Source organism: Microbulbifer sp. MKSA007 (assembly GCA_032615215.1).
Classification (GTDB): domain Bacteria; phylum Pseudomonadota; class Gammaproteobacteria; order Pseudomonadales; family Cellvibrionaceae; genus Microbulbifer.
Genome location: CP128433.1, coordinates 1,419,913 through 1,437,231 on the forward strand (window position 1 = coordinate 1,419,913; position 17,319 = coordinate 1,437,231).

The 17,319-nt window shown below is 47.2% G+C and carries 17 protein-coding genes and 1 pseudogene; 10 read left to right on the top strand and 8 right to left on the bottom strand.

Going from position 1 to position 17,319, the window contains the following annotated elements; translation table 11 throughout:
* Positions 1 to 173 precede the first annotated feature (173 nt).
* The 4 genes from QT397_09025 (at position 174) to QT397_09040 (ending at position 3,201) form a co-directional block, all read left to right on the top strand.
* Positions 174 to 467, top strand: coding sequence for a co-chaperone GroES (locus QT397_09025; GenBank protein WNZ57462.1), 294 nt, complete (start codon positions 174 to 176; stop codon positions 465 to 467).
* Positions 468 to 515: 48 nt separating this feature from the next.
* The gene (groL, locus tag QT397_09030) at positions 516 to 2,156 is read left to right on the top strand and encodes a chaperonin GroEL (protein ID WNZ57463.1); all 1,641 of its coding nucleotides are present in this window, start codon (positions 516 to 518) and stop codon (positions 2,154 to 2,156) included.
* A gap of 240 nt (positions 2,157 to 2,396) precedes the next feature.
* Complete coding sequence (locus QT397_09035; protein WNZ57464.1) at positions 2,397 to 2,813, top strand: PaaI family thioesterase; 417 nt, start codon at positions 2,397 to 2,399, stop codon at positions 2,811 to 2,813.
* Between the two features lie 37 nt (positions 2,814 to 2,850).
* Positions 2,851 to 3,201 carry a hypothetical protein gene (locus QT397_09040; GenBank protein ID WNZ57465.1) on the top strand — a complete coding sequence of 117 codons (351 nt, stop codon included), beginning with the start codon at positions 2,851 to 2,853 and terminating at the stop codon, positions 3,199 to 3,201.
* Between the two features lie 84 nt (positions 3,202 to 3,285).
* Here QT397_09040 and QT397_09045 read toward each other — a convergent pair.
* Positions 3,286 to 4,265, bottom strand: a pseudogene (locus tag QT397_09045) (IS5 family transposase).
* Between the two features lie 236 nt (positions 4,266 to 4,501).
* Here QT397_09045 and QT397_09050 point away from each other — a divergent pair.
* The 3 genes from QT397_09050 to QT397_09060 all read left to right on the top strand — a co-directional run bounded on the left by QT397_09050 (position 4,502) and on the right by QT397_09060 (position 6,808).
* Complete coding sequence (locus tag QT397_09050) at positions 4,502 to 4,885, top strand: zinc ribbon domain-containing protein (GenBank protein WNZ57466.1); 384 nt, start codon at positions 4,502 to 4,504, stop codon at positions 4,883 to 4,885.
* 132 nt (positions 4,886 to 5,017) lie between these two features.
* The gene (locus tag QT397_09055) at positions 5,018 to 5,791 is read left to right on the top strand and encodes an SDR family oxidoreductase (GenBank protein WNZ57467.1); all 774 of its coding nucleotides are present in this window, start codon (positions 5,018 to 5,020) and stop codon (positions 5,789 to 5,791) included.
* 18 nt (positions 5,792 to 5,809) lie between these two features.
* Positions 5,810 to 6,808: an AraC family transcriptional regulator ligand-binding domain-containing protein gene (locus tag QT397_09060; GenBank protein WNZ57468.1), complete on the top strand. Its 999-nt coding sequence runs from the start codon at positions 5,810 to 5,812 to the stop codon at positions 6,806 to 6,808.
* Positions 6,809 to 7,356: 548 nt separating this feature from the next.
* On the opposite strand, the gene QT397_09065 is transcribed toward QT397_09060, so the two are convergent.
* From QT397_09065 to QT397_09075, 3 genes are all read right to left on the bottom strand, one after another.
* A complete protein-coding gene (locus QT397_09065) occupies positions 7,357 to 8,802 on the bottom strand; it encodes a coniferyl aldehyde dehydrogenase (GenBank protein WNZ57469.1) in 1,446 nt (481 codons plus the stop codon).
* A gap of 237 nt (positions 8,803 to 9,039) precedes the next feature.
* Entirely contained in the window at positions 9,040 to 9,306 is a 267-nt protein-coding gene (locus QT397_09070; protein ID WNZ57470.1) for a PepSY domain-containing protein, read from the bottom strand.
* 130 nt (positions 9,307 to 9,436) lie between these two features.
* Positions 9,437 to 9,844, bottom strand: a complete 408-nt coding sequence (locus tag QT397_09075) for a hypothetical protein (GenBank protein WNZ57471.1) — start codon at positions 9,842 to 9,844, stop codon at positions 9,437 to 9,439.
* Positions 9,845 to 9,993: 149 nt separating this feature from the next.
* On the opposite strand from QT397_09075, the gene QT397_09080 reads away from it, so the two are divergent.
* Positions 9,994 to 11,025, top strand: coding sequence for a Fe(3+) ABC transporter substrate-binding protein (locus QT397_09080; protein ID WNZ57472.1), 1,032 nt, complete (start codon positions 9,994 to 9,996; stop codon positions 11,023 to 11,025).
* 122 nt (positions 11,026 to 11,147) lie between these two features.
* The gene (locus QT397_09085; GenBank protein WNZ57473.1) at positions 11,148 to 12,833 is read left to right on the top strand and encodes an iron ABC transporter permease; all 1,686 of its coding nucleotides are present in this window, start codon (positions 11,148 to 11,150) and stop codon (positions 12,831 to 12,833) included.
* 6 nt (positions 12,834 to 12,839) lie between these two features.
* Here QT397_09085 and QT397_09090 read toward each other — a convergent pair whose 3' ends face one another.
* The 4 genes from QT397_09090 to QT397_09105 all read right to left on the bottom strand — a co-directional run bounded on the left by QT397_09090 (position 12,840) and on the right by QT397_09105 (position 16,462).
* Positions 12,840 to 13,883, bottom strand: a complete 1,044-nt coding sequence (locus QT397_09090; protein ID WNZ57474.1) for an ABC transporter ATP-binding protein — start codon at positions 13,881 to 13,883, stop codon at positions 12,840 to 12,842.
* 127 nt (positions 13,884 to 14,010) lie between these two features.
* A complete protein-coding gene (locus QT397_09095; GenBank protein ID WNZ57475.1) occupies positions 14,011 to 14,472 on the bottom strand; it encodes a hypothetical protein in 462 nt (153 codons plus the stop codon).
* 48 nt (positions 14,473 to 14,520) lie between these two features.
* Positions 14,521 to 14,832: a hypothetical protein gene (locus tag QT397_09100; GenBank protein WNZ57476.1), complete on the bottom strand. Its 312-nt coding sequence runs from the start codon at positions 14,830 to 14,832 to the stop codon at positions 14,521 to 14,523.
* A 928-nt stretch (positions 14,833 to 15,760) separates the two neighbouring features.
* Positions 15,761 to 16,462: a type II CAAX endopeptidase family protein gene (locus tag QT397_09105; protein ID WNZ57477.1), complete on the bottom strand. Its 702-nt coding sequence runs from the start codon at positions 16,460 to 16,462 to the stop codon at positions 15,761 to 15,763.
* 255 nt (positions 16,463 to 16,717) lie between these two features.
* On the opposite strand from QT397_09105, the gene QT397_09110 reads away from it, so the two are divergent.
* The gene (locus tag QT397_09110; GenBank protein ID WNZ57478.1) at positions 16,718 to 16,882 is read left to right on the top strand and encodes a hypothetical protein; all 165 of its coding nucleotides are present in this window, start codon (positions 16,718 to 16,720) and stop codon (positions 16,880 to 16,882) included.
* Positions 16,883 to 17,319 lie beyond the last annotated feature (437 nt).

The window sequence follows — 17,319 nt, forward strand, 5'->3', positions numbered from 1 at the left end:
TTTGCAGTTTTTTCGCCTGATGGTGTTGAAATCCTTATTCCCGCCCATAGATAGGGTTCAACTGAGAATTAAGCCCCGCCTCTGAGGATCAGAGAGGGGTGAGGTTACCGGCCCAAAGGGCCAGTGCCGCCCATGTTGGAAACCATTAAAACGACTCAATGGAGAACTTATCCATGAAAATTCGTCCTTTACACGACCGCGTCGTAGTACGCCGTAAGGAAGAAGAAGCGATGTCAGCTGGCGGTATCGTGCTGCCAGGCGCTGCCAAAGAAAAGCCGAACCAAGGTGAAGTGGTAGCCGTGGGTGAGGGCAAGCAGCTGGACAATGGCGACGTTCGCGCACTGTCTGTGAAGGTAGGTGACACTGTTGTTTTCGGTCGCTATGCCGACAGCAATACCCTCAAGGTGGAAGGCGAAGAGCTGATCATCATGAGCGAAGGTGACATCTACGGCGTGTTGGAAGGCTAAGGCCAGCCTTTAACTTTACTCGCAAAAAGAATTTGAGGAATAAGAATCATGGCAGCTAAAGACGTAATTTTTGGTGACGACGCTCGTCAGAAAATGCTGAAAGGCGTAAACATCCTGGCAGACGCTGTAAAAACTACCCTGGGTCCTAAAGGCCGCAACGTAGTTCTGGACAAGTCCTTCGGCGCTCCTACCGTAACCAAAGACGGTGTTTCCGTAGCGAAAGAAATCGAGCTGAGCGACAAGTTCGAAAACATGGGCGCACAGATGGTTAAAGAAGTTGCTTCCAAAGCTTCTGACACCGCTGGTGACGGCACCACCACCGCTACCGTTCTGGCCCAGGCTATCGTAACCGAAGGTCTGAAATCCGTAGCCGCTGGCTTCAACCCAATGGACCTGAAGCGCGGTATCGACAAAGCGGTAACCGCAGCTGTTGACCACATTGCTGGCCTGTCCACTCCTTGTGCTGACACCAAGTCTATTGCTCAGGTAGGTACTATCTCCGCTAACAGCGACGAGAGCGTTGGTACCATCATTGCTGAAGCCATGGAAAAAGTTGGCAAAGAAGGCGTTATTACTGTTGAAGAAGGTTCCGGCCTGGAAAACGAGCTGGACGTAGTAGAAGGCATGCAGTTCGACCGCGGCTACCTGTCTCCTTACTTCATTACCAACCAAGAGAACATGACTGCCGAGCTGGATAATCCGTTCATCCTGCTGGTAGACAAGAAAATCTCCAACATCCGCGACCTGCTGCCCCTGCTGGAGCAAGTAGCTAAAGCTTCCAAGCCGCTGCTGATCATCGCTGAAGACGTAGAAGGCGAAGCACTGGCAACTCTGGTTGTAAACAGCATGCGCGGCATCGTTAAAGTTGCTGCTGTTAAAGCACCTGGTTTCGGCGACCGTCGTAAAGCCATGCTGCAGGACATCGCTATCCTGACTGGCGGCACCGTGATTTCTGAAGAAGTTGGCCTGGAGCTGGAAGGTACCACTCTGGAGCACCTGGGTACTGCTAAGCGCGTAACCCTGTCCAAAGAAAACACTGTAATCGTTGACGGCGCTGGCAATGTTAAAGACATCGAAGCTCGCGTTAGCCAGATCCGTGCACAGATCGAAGAGTCCTCTTCCGACTACGACAAAGAGAAGCTGCAAGAGCGCGTAGCCAAGCTGGCTGGCGGTGTTGCGGTAATCAAAGTAGGCGCCGCTACTGAAGTGGAAATGAAAGAGAAGAAAGCCCGCGTTGAAGACGCGCTGCACGCTACCCGCGCCGCAGTAGAGGAAGGCGTAGTACCTGGCGGTGGTACCGCTCTGGTTCGCGCTACCCAGGTTATTTCTGTAACTGGCGACAACGAAGACCAGAACCACGGCATCGCAGCAGCCCTGCGCGCTATGGAAATGCCTCTGCGTCAAATCGTTTCCAACGCTGGTGACGAAGCTTCCGTAGTTGTTGACAAGATCAAGCAAGGCGAAGGCAACTTCGGTTACAACGCTGCTACTGGTGAGTACGGCGATATGCTGGAAATGGGTATCCTGGACCCAGCTAAAGTAACCCGCTCTGCTCTGCAAGCGGCAGCTTCTATCGCTGGCCTGATGATCACCACCGAAGCCATGGTTGCAGAAATTCCGGAAGACAAGCCGGCTGCTCCTGACATGAGCGGTATGGGTGGCATGGGCGGTATGGGCGGCATGATGTAAGCCGGCCTTTAGCCTATCTAAAAAGCCCCGCAATTGCGGGGCTTTTTTTTGCCTTGTTGAAAGTGGTTTACTGGGGGCAGATTTATCCAAGGTGTGAATTGGCGTAGATGAGAGCACTTAACTGCTGGAACTTGGTGTGATACAGGGCAGCAGTAAAATCGAGTGGAGCAGGGCTGGTAAGTGATGGTGAATCTGACTTAAGTTGAAATAACAAATATAGAATGAAATCGGTGCGGAAATATGGATATCTACGAAATGGTCGAGTCGGGAGATTTGACAGTACCTGAGTGTGCGAAAACTCTGGGATTTGAGTTAATAAGCTATTCACGTGAAAAAATGGAGATCAAAGCCCGATTTTTTGCCGGTGAGTCATTCTTAAACCCTGCGGGAACAATACAGGGTGGGTTTCTATGTGCAATGCTCGACGACGTAATGGGTCCTGCACTTGTATTTTCACTGAATATTGGTCAGTTTGCTCCGACATTAGAGCTAAAGACTCAATTTGTTCGCCCAGCTAAAGTGGGGCCAGTTGAGGGTGTTGGCAGAGTTGTATCTAGAGGTGGAACTGTCTGCTTTCTGGAAGGAGAGCTTCTTCAAGAGGGGAAACTAATTGCTAGGGCAACCGCTACCGCTTTAATAAAGGGACAAAATTTATAAATCCTTGATGAAGGATGTGATGTTTTCTGAGGTAAAAATGAGTTTTGAACAAGGCATATATAGCTCCCCGGAAAGTGAGCTTTGCCCGGAGGGAAATAAGCGGGTTAGGTTGGGGAGCGCTCTTTCTATATTGGGTACTGCTCTTCAAACCCCGATTATTGTGTTCTTTTATTTGGGAATGTTGGGTTTTTGGGAAACTTCTCAGATCGCCCAATCACTTGATACATCCCCTGAAGTAATGGCAGGCATGATGAGCCAATCCCTCTCTAATTTTGTTATAGGAGGTCTATTGTCTGCTCCAGGCTTGTTGATTTCCTGTACTGCTTTGTTTTTATCGTCTTTTCGAGCTAAGGATCCTCTGATCAACGAAGCATTTTTCCAGAATTAAGCTGAGCTGCTTGAAAAATTCACTTTATTACGCACAAACGCGTAATTTTCGCGTAATAGTCCCCTAATTTTTCATCTGAAACCCTCAATAGGTGGGTTTCAGGCGAACCACCCCTAGGCAGCCAAGTATTTTCTCCCTATTAATAAGTTGGTAAAGCCTGCCAGTAAGCACAGCCTCTCAGTATTTTTTACCAGTCCCCGATAGCGGACCTTGTCATAACCAAATACCCGTTTGATGTAGCGGAAGGGGTGCTCGACCTTCGCTCTTATCTGCGCCTTGATCTTTTCCGCTTTACGGAGTGCATCACGCCCTGGAAGAGTTTTTAGCTTGCTCGGCTTCATTGCTATATACCAATCCGCCTCCCGCTCTTTCAACTCTTCACGTTTCTCCGCACCAATGTACCCAGAGTCTCCCCAGATTCTTTTCTCCTCCCCGTGGAGAACTCGCTCTGTGGTTGTGACATCATGCGAATTCGCTGCTGTTGTATCTATGCTATGTATTACTCCGAGCACATCATCAACCCCGATATGCATTTTCATCCCAAAATGCCACTGATTGCCTTTCTTTGTTTGATGCATTTCCGGGTCACGTTCTTTCTTTTCATTCTTAGTTGAAGTTGGCGCAGAGATAATAGTGGCATCTACAATCGTGCCTTCACGCAGTACCATCCCATTCTCAGCAAGGTGTTTGTTGATTTCATCAAAAAGAGCTGCACCTAGCTGATTGAGCTCCAGTAAGTGGCGAAAGTTAAGAATCGTTGTTTCATCGGGAATTGGGCTACTCAAAGTCAATCCAGCAAAACTACGCATGGATTCAATTTCATACAGTGCATCTTCCATAGCGGGATCACTGAGATTGTAAAATAGCTGCATGCAATGAATACGAAGCATGACACTCAATGGATATGGCTGTCGGCCACGTTTACCTTGTGGGTAACAAGGAGTGATCTGAGCTTCTAGTCGCTGCCATGGGACGAGGGTTTCCATTTGAGAAAGAAACTTCTCTCGGCGAGTTATACGACGCTTTAGCTTATATTCTGCTTCGGCAAAGGTGACTTGGTGCATGATTCATCGTAGTCTTGATGGGTAGGTGAATATTACCAAATTGACTCAGAATTATTCAGAGGTTCCCTAAGTGGTTATTCTGGTATTCTTTAATACTCTCACTGATTTGGATTGGCTCTTTTCCGTTTGGGACATTATTTGGTTTGATATATCTGTTAATAATTTTGATTAAACGAAAATCGTAAATGCAGATTTGATCCATTTTTTATTCTGATTTTTTAAGTGAAGTGAAATAAATGTTAGACACTATTTGGGATTATTTTCAGCAGCGAGAAATCGATGATGCGAGATATCGAGCTCAAAATGCAAAGCAGATGGCCGCTAACCTGGAACTGGAAGTCGGTGATATTCAGGGACGTATAGATACATTAGTGTTGGCGAATCAGGCTATGTGGGAGCTTTTATCGGAAAAATTAGGGGTAACCGAGGCCGAACTTATTGAAAAAATGGGGCAGATTGATCTGCGAGATGGTAAGCGCGATGGAAAAATATCCACTGGTAACCTGAAAGAGTGCCCTTCTTGTGGCCATAAGGTGAGAAAGCAAAGGGCCAATTGTTACTGGTGTGGAACAGAGCTGACTTTATCCAGCCCGTTTATGGACTCAAAGCGGACTGATTAATTTCCCATTTGATGGAAGAACTACCAATATGGTTTTTGGCATACTTGGATAGTCACTTGGCATCATCGGATTCTTAGTTGGCGCCTTCTGATCATATACTGATCTCAAGATTAACGCTTGGGAGACAGATAGATGGAAACGGCACTTATTACTGGGGCCTCTGGTGGCATCGGCCTTGAACTGGCCAGGATACATGCATCTAAGGGTGGCAACTTGGTTTTGGTTGCCCGGTCTGAAGGGAAGCTTTCAGCACTCAAACAGCAGCTGGAGAAGGAGTTTGGTATCCAGGCAATGGTTATTGCCGAGGACCTTTCTGACCCCATGTCCGCGCAGAGAATTTTTGAGCGAACCCAAAGTGAGGGTGTGGAGATTGGCACTCTAATCAACAATGCGGGTTTTGGTGGTCATGGTCTTTTCCATCAAAGGGATTTGGAAGCTGAGCAGGGTATGATGCAGGTGAATATGGTTTCCCTTACCAATCTCACCCACCTGTATTTAAAGGGGATGGTTGGCCGCAATAGTGGACATATTCTTAATGTTTCATCTACAGCCTCTTTTATTCCCGGCCCTTTACAGGCGGTTTACTACGCAACTAAAGCCTATGTAACTTCATTTAGCCAGGCACTGGCGGAAGAGTTGAAAGGCACAGGTGTAACAGTAACGGCTTTGTGCCCGGGTGCTGTTGCAACAGGGTTTGTGGCGGCTGGTGATCTTCAGGGTGTCGATATTTGGAAAAATGCCCGCTCGGCTGAGTCTGTTGCCAGATGTGGCTATCAGGCAATGGAGCGGGGAGATCTGGTTGCTTTTAATGAGACACGGCTCAAGTTGTTTCTGAATTGGATAATGCCTTTACTGCCCCGTAAAATGGTACTGAAGTTTTCCCGTCAGACGATGGAAAAGTCTTAATTGCAGGCAGGTCCGATAATGATCAAACGTGCAGCGAAATTCCTGGTACCTCCCAGCTGGAAGTTGATATTACACGATATGAATATCGATACAGCGCTGGCTCTTGCTTATGCCGGGTTACCTGCGGACCTGTTACAGCGGGAGGCTGTGACACTCTCTCCGGTGGAATATTTCCGTTTTTGGTGTGGTATTGATCGGGCCTCTAAGGATCGGCCACTACCACTTTTACTGGCGGAGCACCTTTCGGCTGAGTCGTTTGACCCTCCCATATTTGCGAGCCTGTGCAGTGCAAATCTGAATCAAGCTCTACTGCGGATACAGCAATACAAACCATTGATCGGCCCCATGGAATTGCACTTGGATATTACTGATGAGTACACCAAGCTCAATTTAGAGTGCTATGGAAGTGATGGAAATATTCCTGAAGCTTTGGGCCTGAGCGAATTAATTTTCTATATCCGCCTGGCTCGGTTGGGAACCCGGGAGGAAATTCAACCATTGGAATTGGCACTACCGCAGCTGCCTGAAGATCAAACGCCTTATCGGGAGTTTTTTGGTTGTTCAATTAAGCAGTCAGACCGGGTGAGAATTTGTTTCTCAGCGCAAGATGCACAAAAGCCATTTCTGACTGCCAATGCCCCTATGTGGGATTTCTTTGAAGGTAAATTGAGTCAACAGCTCAAGGATCTGGATAGCGAAGCCACAATGGGAGAGCGGGTAGGTTCAGTATTGATGGAGTTACTACCGGCCGGTGAGAGTTCTGTCGAAGCGGTGTCTGAACGCTTAGCTATCAGTAAAAGGACTTTGCAGCGGAAACTGGGGGAGGAAAATCAATCCTTCCAGACAGTATTACAGGGAGTTAGATCAAGTTTGGCTGATCACTACCTCGCCAAGTCCAGCCTTCATTTGGGTGAGATTTCTTTTATGCTGGGATTTAAAGAACCCAATTCGTTTATTCGGGCCTACCGGGGCTGGAAAGGAATGACACCATTGCAATACCGGGACTCTATTCACTGAATAGATCCCTTAGTTAAAAACCAATGTTTGCATATCACTGTAAATTTTTGTGACCCGTTTGGACCTAGAGGTTTAGTTTTAACATTTAAACAGCGATTAATTGGCTGGTCGGTCAGCAATAATTATTCCGTTGTCCGGATTCACTTCCAGAGCCCTCAATTCTCCTCCGTAGACCGCCTGGATTTTCCATCTTCCGCCCACAAATTCGATATGCGTGATGGGGTTGAACCCTAGACCATGCAGTTTCGCTTTAATAGTGGATAAGTCCAAGGCAATGACCGAGGGTTCTGCTCCGTAAAGGTCGGGGCTGTCGTAGATGGGGGCGGGTTTATTGGGATCGAGGCCGGGGGGATTGGGTTAGTGAGATTGCCAACTAAAGCTATGGCGGTAAGAAAAATCATCTACGGCTCCATACTGCTAACAAGCCATAGTATTAGTTTGGACTAGGGATTATCGCAGTGCCAGCGGGCTGTAGTGATTTCGGTCTTACCTGAGTGCGATTATAGCAGTGAATGGCCCGGCAACAGATATTGCCGGACCTAGGGAGCCTAGCGTGTAAGCTTTAGCATAAAATCGATAACACGAGTTGAGAGTTTGCCATAGGGAGGCCGCAGTAATTTTAATAGATCGATTGGGCCCTGATAGAAGATGGGGCGAAGTTTAGAGAAGGTCAAAAATCCCTCGTAGCCATGGTAGTGGCCCATACCGCTTTCACCAACGCCGCCAAATGGAATATCGTGCTGGCCAACGTGCAGTACACAATTATTTACCGACACGCCTCCAGACATTACCTTGTTGATATATAAATCTTGTAAGGTTTTGTCGTGAGTGTAAGGGTAAATCGCCAGGGGTCTGGGGCGAGCATTAATATAATCAATAACTTCCTCTGGCTTGGAATAAGTGATAATCGGCAATAGCGGGCCAAAAATCTCACGCTGCATTGCCAGCATCTCGCCGTCTACGTTGGTCAGGATATGCGGAGGGAATTTTCGCAGTTTATTGTCCCTATCCAATTTGCCAGCACTTAAATCTATGGCATTAGCACCCTTAGCCTTGGCGTCATCCAGGGTTGCCCAGATTCGCTGGTAAGATGTGTCGTCGATAATAGAAGTGTAATCCTGGCCATCTAAGTTGGGGTAGCGCTTCTGAACATAATGTTTTGCGTGCTCGATAAACTCTTCGAGATGCTCCTCCGGCAAGAAAAGATAATCCACGTTGACACAGATCTGCCCGGCGTTTACCAGCTTCCAGTAAATTAGTTGCTCGGCGGCTTTCTTAACCGGGTAATCCGAGCCAACAATTGCCGGTGATTTACCTCCAAGCTCCAATGTGACTGGAGTTAGGTTTTCTGCGGCGGAGCGCATTACTGCACGACCGGTATTACTGGAGCCAGTAAAGATTAAGTGATCGAATTTAAGGCTGGAAAATACCGGGCCTATTTCATCGGCATCGGGAATAAAAACCAGCTTTTCTTCCGGGAAGTATTGTTCACAGACTTTACTGAGTAATTCTGCAAGGTGCTTGGAATTGGTGGACATCTTGACCATCGCCTGATTGCCTGCGGCGAAAATATTGGTCAGTGGTGAAAAGCTTAAGTTTATTGGGAAGTTCCACGGCACTATGACGCCAATTACCCCCAGAGGTTGTGGGACCACACGATTTTTAGAGAGGGGATAGGATTTAAAATCTGTATGGCGCCCCCTGGGTTTCATCCACTTCTTTAGGCGCTTGATAGTCTCTTTAATGCCGGAGAGCGCTGGGTAGATATCGTAGAGCAGTATCTCTTCCCTGGCTCGATTGCCGTAGTCGTTACTAATTGCCTGGATAATGGATTCCTGCTGTTCACGCAGGAGCTGGGCAAGGGTTCTAAGATCCTGCACACGTTGCTGATAGCTGGGAGCCGGGTTGGCCAGGTAGGCACTGCGCTGTTTGTCCAGATAGTTTTGCAGTACCGCTTTGTCTGCATCCTGCCGGGTCAGGGTTTGTGTTGTCATTTTATTATCCTGTGGCGTTGATCTCAGAAAGACTAAACGAAATTGAATCGGAGTGATTGACCAATCCGGTAAATTCCTTTGATGATCGGAGAACAAATTTTATCCGGGGAATGGCCAAGTTTGTTTTGCCATCGCAATTTATGGCGCGGATTACATCACTATGTTCAAGCAGAATAGGTTAGGGCCGGCTTTGGCAGCCGGCCCTGTCAGGATAGCTCGGAATGAGGACAGTAATCCTTAATCGTTGTCCGGTTTTTCCGACAAAACTTCCGCAGAGTTGGGGTCTACGTGCAAGTCGTACTTTTGGTCACCCTTATAGGCTTCAATCTTCCACTTACCCTTGTCCAGATCGACCTCAACAATTGGGGTGTAGCCCTGCTGTTCCAATTTGGTCAATACGGTGGAAAGGGCCATAGCTCCGGGTGGGGGCTTTTCTTTGGCGAGTGCATAGGGTAGTGCTGTTGCGGCGATAAAGGCCAGCAACAACTTGCTGATAGGTTGCATGGTGCTATTACCTCGCTGTCTATTTGCTAAATCGCAGTATCCTATGAATCAAATCTTCCCTTAACCGAGCGATCGGTATTTCCAAACTGTAAAATAAAAACTGATACGTTTGCGTTTGGTCTCCAGGCACTTACAACGGGTTTTGTGGGCTGCCCTGGGTAAGGTGCTTCTGGATTGCCTCGCACCACTCCATTCCTCCGGGTTTGAGACCGTTGGTATTGGCTCTGCTGAGCCGGGTGATGGCTGTGAACCATTCCTCACTACCGGTAGTCGGCATACCGGACGGGTATAGTTTCGCCATATCGCCATTTTGCTGGGCAAGCACTTGCTGTTGAACCCAGGCAAACCATTCCGGGGTGCATATAGCTGCAGCTTTCTTTTCCGCTTCCGCTCCATTGCCCGGTGGGGCAATGGGCTCCTTCATGGCGCTGGTAGCCGACTCATCTGCAGGAGGGGTTGCAGGTGACTTGGAGTCCTTCGGGCCCCCACAGCTGCAGAGGACAAAGATCAGTGCTATTAAAGGGCCAAAGCGGTACATAGGACCTCTATGGGTGGCGGTATCAAGCCTAAGCATAGGAGGAAATTGACGACTTTGCCTTATCGCCTTAGGTCATATGTATTTTTATTGACATTGCCATTAAATCAAATGAGAATGTTTCTCGTTTAATCCAAGGGTGATCTACGATAATGTCTACCAGAGCTCTATTTCAAAAAGTGCTGGCTGTAGCCGGCTTGTTGGGTGCTGTGGGTGCCAGTGCGGCCGAGCAGGTAAATATCTACTCCTACCGACAGCCTTTCCTTATAGAGCCGATCTTAAAGGAGTTCACCGAGAAAACCGGTATTGAGGCCAAAGTGGTCTACGCCAGCAAAGGCTTGAACGAGCGTTTGCAAAGGGAAGGGCGCAACAGCCCCGCTGACCTGGTCCTGACTTCCAATACCAGCAGCCTGATGGATCTGCTTAATAAGCAGCTGACCCAACCGGTAAGCAGTGAAATCCTGGAAGACAATATCCCATCACAATTTCGCGATAAGGCTGGCAACTGGTTCGGCCTGACCACCCGGGCGCGTTTGATCTACTCCTCCAAAGACCGCGTTAAGCCCGGTGAAATTACTCGCTACGAAGAGTTGGTAGACCCTAAGTGGAAGGGCCGAATCTGTACTCGTAGCGGCAAGCACCCCTATACCCTGTCCCTGATCGCCTCCATGATCGCCCATCACGGTGAAGCAGAAACCAAAGAGTGGCTGCAAGGTGTGAAAGCGAATCTGGCGCGTAAGCCCCAGGGTAATGACCGCGCTCAGGTTAAAGCTATTAGCGAAGGTGTCTGCGACCTTTCCCTGGGTAACAGCTACTACTTCGGTAAAATGATTACCAATAAGGAGCAGCCGGAGCAGGTGGATTGGGCCAAGTCTGTAAACCTGGTCTTCCCTAACCAGAAAGATCGCGGTACCCATATGTTTATTTCCGGTGCGGCGCTGACTAAGCATGCCCCCAACCGTGAAAATGCCGTTAAGCTGCTGGAATTCCTCAGCGGCGCCGATGCTCAATACTCTTACGCTGAGAAAAACTTTGAGTTCCCGGTACGCCCTGGCACTGCCCGCTCTGAGTTGATTAAGGAGTATATGGGTGAGTTTAAAGAAGACGATCTGAGTCTCACGGAGATCGGCTCCTACGTTCCAGCGGCTTCCCGCATGGTTGATGAAGTACGCTTTGACTTTTAGAATGGTTAACTGAATGGGAATTGCTGCCGAGTAAATTGACAGCACTATCTCAGCCTTATTCGAACGGCCCTGTCGAGAGACCAGGGCCGTTCTTTTATAATGAGCTTTTGATTCCTTAATCCATGCTAAACCGAGCAAACTTATCAGCTTCCCGCTGGCTGCTATTGGTAGCTACTATCTCCCTTCTGGTAGCTCTGCCAGTGCTATCCATTTTTTGGTTGGCATTTTTCCCTGAAGAAAATATCTGGCCGCACCTGGTGGACACGGTTTTGTTTCACTATGTGTCCTCCACATTGATTCTGGCTGGCGGTGTCGGTTTGGTAACACTGATAACAGGCGTGGGCAGTGCCTGGCTGGTGAGCATGTGCCAGTTCCCCGGGCGTCGTTTGTTTGAGTGGGGGCTGTTATTGCCGTTTGCTGTTCCCGCCTATGTGATTGCCTACGTTTACACGGACTTGCTGGAATATGCGGGCCCTGTGCAAAAGTCCCTACGCGCCTGGTTTGGTTGGCAGACAGCCAGGGATTACTGGTTCCCGGAGATCCGTAGCATGGGTGGGGCGATTGCCATGCTGTCACTGGTGCTCTTCCCTTATGTCTATATGCTCGCGCGAGCAGCCTTTATCGAGCAGTGCGGCAGTATACGTGCCGCGAGCCGGTCATTGGGCTGTACGCCCTGGCAGAGCTTCTTGCGCGTATCCCTGCCAATGGCACGCCCGGCAATTGCGGTGGGTTTATCACTGGTATTGATGGAAACCCTGAATGATTTCGGCACAGTGGACTTCTTTGCCGTACGCACCTTGAGTGTCGGAATTTACGATACCTGGTTGAGCCACGGCAATTTAGGAGGCGCGGCGCAAATTGCCTGTAGCACTCTGATTTTTGTTGTTCTGTTAATTACGCTGGAGCGAATGGGGCGGGCGAGACAGAAGCACTTTGTACAATCGCCAAATTCCCAGCGTGAACGCTATGATTTGCGCGGCTGGCGATCCGGTGTAGCCCTATTGTTCTGCGGGTTACTGTTGGTGGCCGGTTTTATTATTCCCCTGCTGGTTCTGGGAGGTTACGCACTCAGCAACTTCTCCAGTTATTGGAGCGAAGATTTTATACAGATCGCCAGCAATAGCTTGTTGCTGTCAATCGCAGCGGCACTGGTCTCTGTACTGCTGGGCCTGCTGTTGGCTTACGGTAAGCGACTGCAACCCAAAAGATCCGTACGGGTCTTGGTCGGCTTTTCCAAGCTGGGTTATGCAATGCCCGGGGCAGTACTGGCGATTGGTGTCCTGATTCCCCTGGCCGCTTTTGATAATGCGGTGGATGGTTTTTTACGTGAACACTTTGATATCTCCATAGGGCTGCTGTTAAGCGGCAGTATTTTCGCCATTATTTTTGCCTACACGGTGCGCTTCCTGGCAGTGTCCACAGGGGCCATAGAATCCAGCCTGGAGAAAGTAACCCCTTCAATGGATCGCGCTGCCCGCTCCCTGGGACGCAATAGCTGGCAAACCCTGTGGGCTGTACATCTACCTTTGGTGCGTACAGGTCTACTAACGGGTAGCTTGGTGGTCTTTGTGGATTGTATGAAAGAACTGCCGGCGACTTTGTTACTGCGCCCCTTTGGCTTTGACACCCTGGCGACTTATGTTTATCAGTTCGCTTCCGATGAGATGCTGGAGCGCTCGGCTCTAGGGGCTTTATTGATTGTCCTGGTGGGATTGATACCGGTGATTTTACTAAGCCGTTCCATTGGTTGGCGCAGGGGTGAGGAGCGCACAGCCGTGGCGGACTCAGAAGCGCCCGCCCTGTCCTGATAGCTTTTATCGGGCCTGGTCAAACACCAGAGCAGAGGAAAGGTACAGGGGAAGTTTATCACCGGGAGCGGCTTGAACATCTGCATTCAAAGCGGCCTCGACAGTTTCCCCTGCGGCTAGCTGAAAGCGATAGCTCACCTGGTTGCCGAGAAAATTCTTTTCCACAACCTGAGCCATCACAGCACTGGGATGTTCGCCTGCGGCAATATCCTCACTGCGCACAAACAGTTCGAGCTGATCTCCACTTTCGTATGCAGCTGTTGGCACCTTCACTTCCCCCAGAGGGGTGCTAATTAGGTCATTGCCCACAACAGTACCGGAAATGATATTCCCTTCACTAACAATCCTTGCAACTGCCAAGTTTCTAGGTGTTTGATAAGTGTCTTGAGGGCTGTCCCACTGCTGTAATTGGCCTTGGCTGAGTACTCCCAGCTTATCTCCGGCAATAAAAGCCTCATGGCGGTCGTGGGTAACAATAATTGCAGGGATCTTCTCTTCGCGCAGTATATGGCGGACTTCGGCGGCGAGACTGCGGCGCAACTCGGTATCCAGGTTGGAGAAGGGTTCATCCAGGAGTAACAGCTTGGGGCGCGGTGCCAGTGCCCGAGCCAGAGCGACACGCTGCTGCTGACCGCCAGAGAGCTGATGTGGGTACTGTTGCCCGAAGCCTTCCAGACGCACTAACTTTAGCAAAGACTGGGTGCGGGATTGCCGCTTGCTTTTCGGCATGGACTGGATACCGAAGGCAATATTCTGTTCAACGGTAAGGTGTGGGAAGAGGGCGTAGTCCTGAAATACCACCCCAATATTCCGTTGCTCCGCGGGAATCTGTTTCTCACGGGAGGAAATCACTTCCCCGGATAGCTGGATACTCCCCGCTGCGACCGGCTGAAAACCAGCGATGGCGTGCAACAGTGTTGTCTTGCCACAGCCGCTGGGGCCCAACAAACAGGCAATTTCCCCTGCCTGTAAAGCAAAGGAGACCGATTCGATAACTACCTGTTCACCGTAGCGGCACTGCAGGTTTTCTATAGAGAGTATAGGGAGCACGGGTTTTCCGGTAGTTTGGCCTGTAAACGATTAGGGCAGCTTTCGGGTTCATAGTTATCACTACACTAACCGGTAGCCAGTCCAGAGTGAAGTATACTTTTAGCTGTGCAGTAGTGTTGGATGTTTTTTAGGCGAGTGAATTATCTAAACACTCGCCATCAACCTCGTATACTAAGGTATCCATTCTCGTGGATATTGAAATCTCGCCTGTTCCAGATTCACAGTGCTCAGCTGAATAGTAACGATATTTGATTTTAAGATAAGCCGGCCCAACTCCGATTATACCATCAGCCCCCGCATTTGGTGCATGTATCGGACTATGAGTGATCTCGAGAGAAGATAACAATACATTTCTTACATTGAATTTTTCAGGGAGGGATATCTTCACGGGGCGTTCATCAATACTGAGGTCGATATAACTAACGGAATTATCATCTGGTGAGAGGGAAATTTGCAGTGAAAATTCTTTAAAGGGGCTAATTAAACTTCCGCTTACTCTTGCGTTTAGAATCTCGGCATATAGATCTTGAGCTGTATGCGCTATAGCAGGTGAAATAGCAAAAATTAATACAGATAAGTACTTTATCAAGTGAACTACCTAGCGCTTGCTGACAACGATATGTACTAGTGCGTTGCTTTATTGCCAAGCATTTTTGTCACTCTTGGAATTTCCTCCCAGCAATCGCCGAAAAAGCCCGGAGAAAATATCTGCAACGATATCCTCTTTGTTGATAATGTCTTTTTCTCTTAGGTTCTCGGCCTTTTTGTCTAGTTGTGTAGCCATAGAATAGTTATTGCGGACCCTAGCTTCCTCTGCTTGAGCTTCAAGTTCGTTAGCTTTCGCGTTTCTTTCATATATGTTTGGGGTTGAGGCACACCCGGAAATAAATAAAAAGGACAGTATAAAATATAAACTCTTGATGTTCGGTAAAATAAATTCGAGTTTCATAAAATTATAACTGGTCGGTGTTGGCCTGTATAGGATTACCAGCAATATACCATAGTAGCGAGCTAAATGCTGGGTTCCATATAATTGCAGCCCTCAAGATGAGAACACCAGAACTCTACGCTTTTGCTGTAAGACAATCTTATAGGGTTATTTAATTCTAGATGCCTGATCCAGGGTGCATATAGCTACTTGTTTAGCTTTATCCCAAGCTGGGAGTAGGTCAAGGCCTGAGTGAAGAACCCTAATATGTAAATGGTGTGTAACGTTAAGAATGAAATTACTATCTTTTTCATAGAATTGTACTGATCTTGTATTTAACACTTAAAGTGTGCTACACCATAACAAAATAGAGGCATTCCCACCACGACTGCGGTAAAGTCACAGTACATTTAGTGCGCGATCTATATGCAGGCATATCAGAAATGTCAGGCTACGCAGCGTACGTATAATTTTAGGTATTACGATGATTTATTGATGTCGCTCTTCAATACAAGCACTGCAAGATATATCAAAGAAAGCGGAGGGATAAATGAGGTTAGAAAACCTAAAATGGAACCAATGATAGGCGTGTCTGTCTTTCTCGCGCATAGATAAATTGAAAGAGTCGTTGCTAGGGGGACCCATACCATAAAGAATGTTCCCAAAACACTGATGTTTATATTCATTTTCTTCCTTAAAATCTCATAATCTTTATTTCCCTTAAGTATACATTAATTCTCAAAAGCATTCATGGCTCTTAGAGGGGGTGATTCCATTCACTCCAGTTTTTCTTCACTTTGCTAGCACTGAAATTTAAATCGATAACAAAGTAACACGTAACTTGCATTACACTAAGTATCAACATGTTGACGATTACTAAAAAATACAATTACATAAAGCAATGGCGCCTATGAGTATATAAAAAGATTGAGTAAGTAGTTTTTGGGCTTTAGCCCTTGATTGGTACATGGTTTGAGTTGCTTTTCGCATAGAACGCGATCGTTCCTGAATATACATCTATTATTATGTGGGCAATGATTGCAACCACAATACTCTCAAAGTACAGATATACACCGCAAAAGACGATGCCAATGATAGCAGTTCTGAGAACATGTCTCCAGCCAAGGTAGAAATGCCATAACCCAAAAATCATACTGCTGCCTAAAATGGCAACTATCCAATTGGTTTGCTGCTCAAGAAAGCTGTACAAATACCAGCGGAATATCAGCTCCTCACATATCCCGGCAGTAACCGAAACTAGGAAAGTGAATAGTAAAAGCTCCTTCCGTGATTTTGGCAGTAGATCGACAAGAGAATTGCTGCCATTTTGTAGTTGACCTAGAACCTGTTGCCTAATAAGTTCGTTGTTATTTATGGAGGAGATTAAATATACAAAATATGCAAGAAATGCGATAAAAATAGAAATGGCAAAATAAATCTTCCAAGTAGAGGCAGGGAGACCGTCTGGAGCTTGAATGCTTAATTCGCCTCCAAAAAAGCAATAACACAAGAAGCCTGTGATGACCCACAATATCACTGCCGTCTTTACATATTCTTGACTTTTACTTTTAAATCTATATTTCTCTAAGAGTAAATCTGCTAAAGGAAATACCAAAATTATAGATAGTAACGCTATTTCTGATGTTTGCATACTAATCATCCTAATTCAACACTAATGGTTTAGAGTCTAGATTACAGTAATAATCCGTATAATTTTCCCCTAGACTACATTTGTGATATTTGTCTGTCTCTAATATTGGAAATCCTTTCTATTAATAAATAAAGGTCCATCATCGGTGGCTACTTGTGGCCTTGATTACCGCAGCTTGTTAGAACACCGAGTTGTAGAGAGTTCTAACAAGTACGAACGTAATAAGCTGTCTATAGACATAAATCGTGTATCTATGTGGGCCACGAACCAGCGTATGTAGGCTATCTTAAAGAGCCTCGAGAGATCAATATCGGCAAGGATAACAACAGCAACTTCGTTGATATTTATGCGAGGCCGGAAGAATATTTCCTAAGTGGTGTTGTAGATGAGGGTGGTATTATTGGCTCATTAAAAAACTAAGACCTCTTTACCTGAAAAGTGTACTAATTGAATCTATAGGGATATTTGAAGTAGAGTTTATCTGTGTGTAGGCAAGGGTGGTCAGTTTATTACTACTTACAGCCCATTCTAAGTAAGAAGATTCACCGAATCCTCAGGGCACCTCAGCCAAACTAGATGCAACTAAAACCATTCGCCCTGGTCGGATATCAAACCGGAGCCATCGGTGTTTAGATTAGAAAATCGTAAAGGTATTTGTAAGCTAATAACTTTGATAAATTAGCACTTCGATGTCAGTATAACCCCAAAGGACCACCTCTAACGGATGGCTAAATTGATATACAACCATATAAGGCTGACCCAAATACCCTAAAAAAAGGAGGTTGACCATAAAACGAATCTAAAAGACTAACAAGTAACAATGGCCAGTCTGACCATGTAAAATTCACAAGAAATAA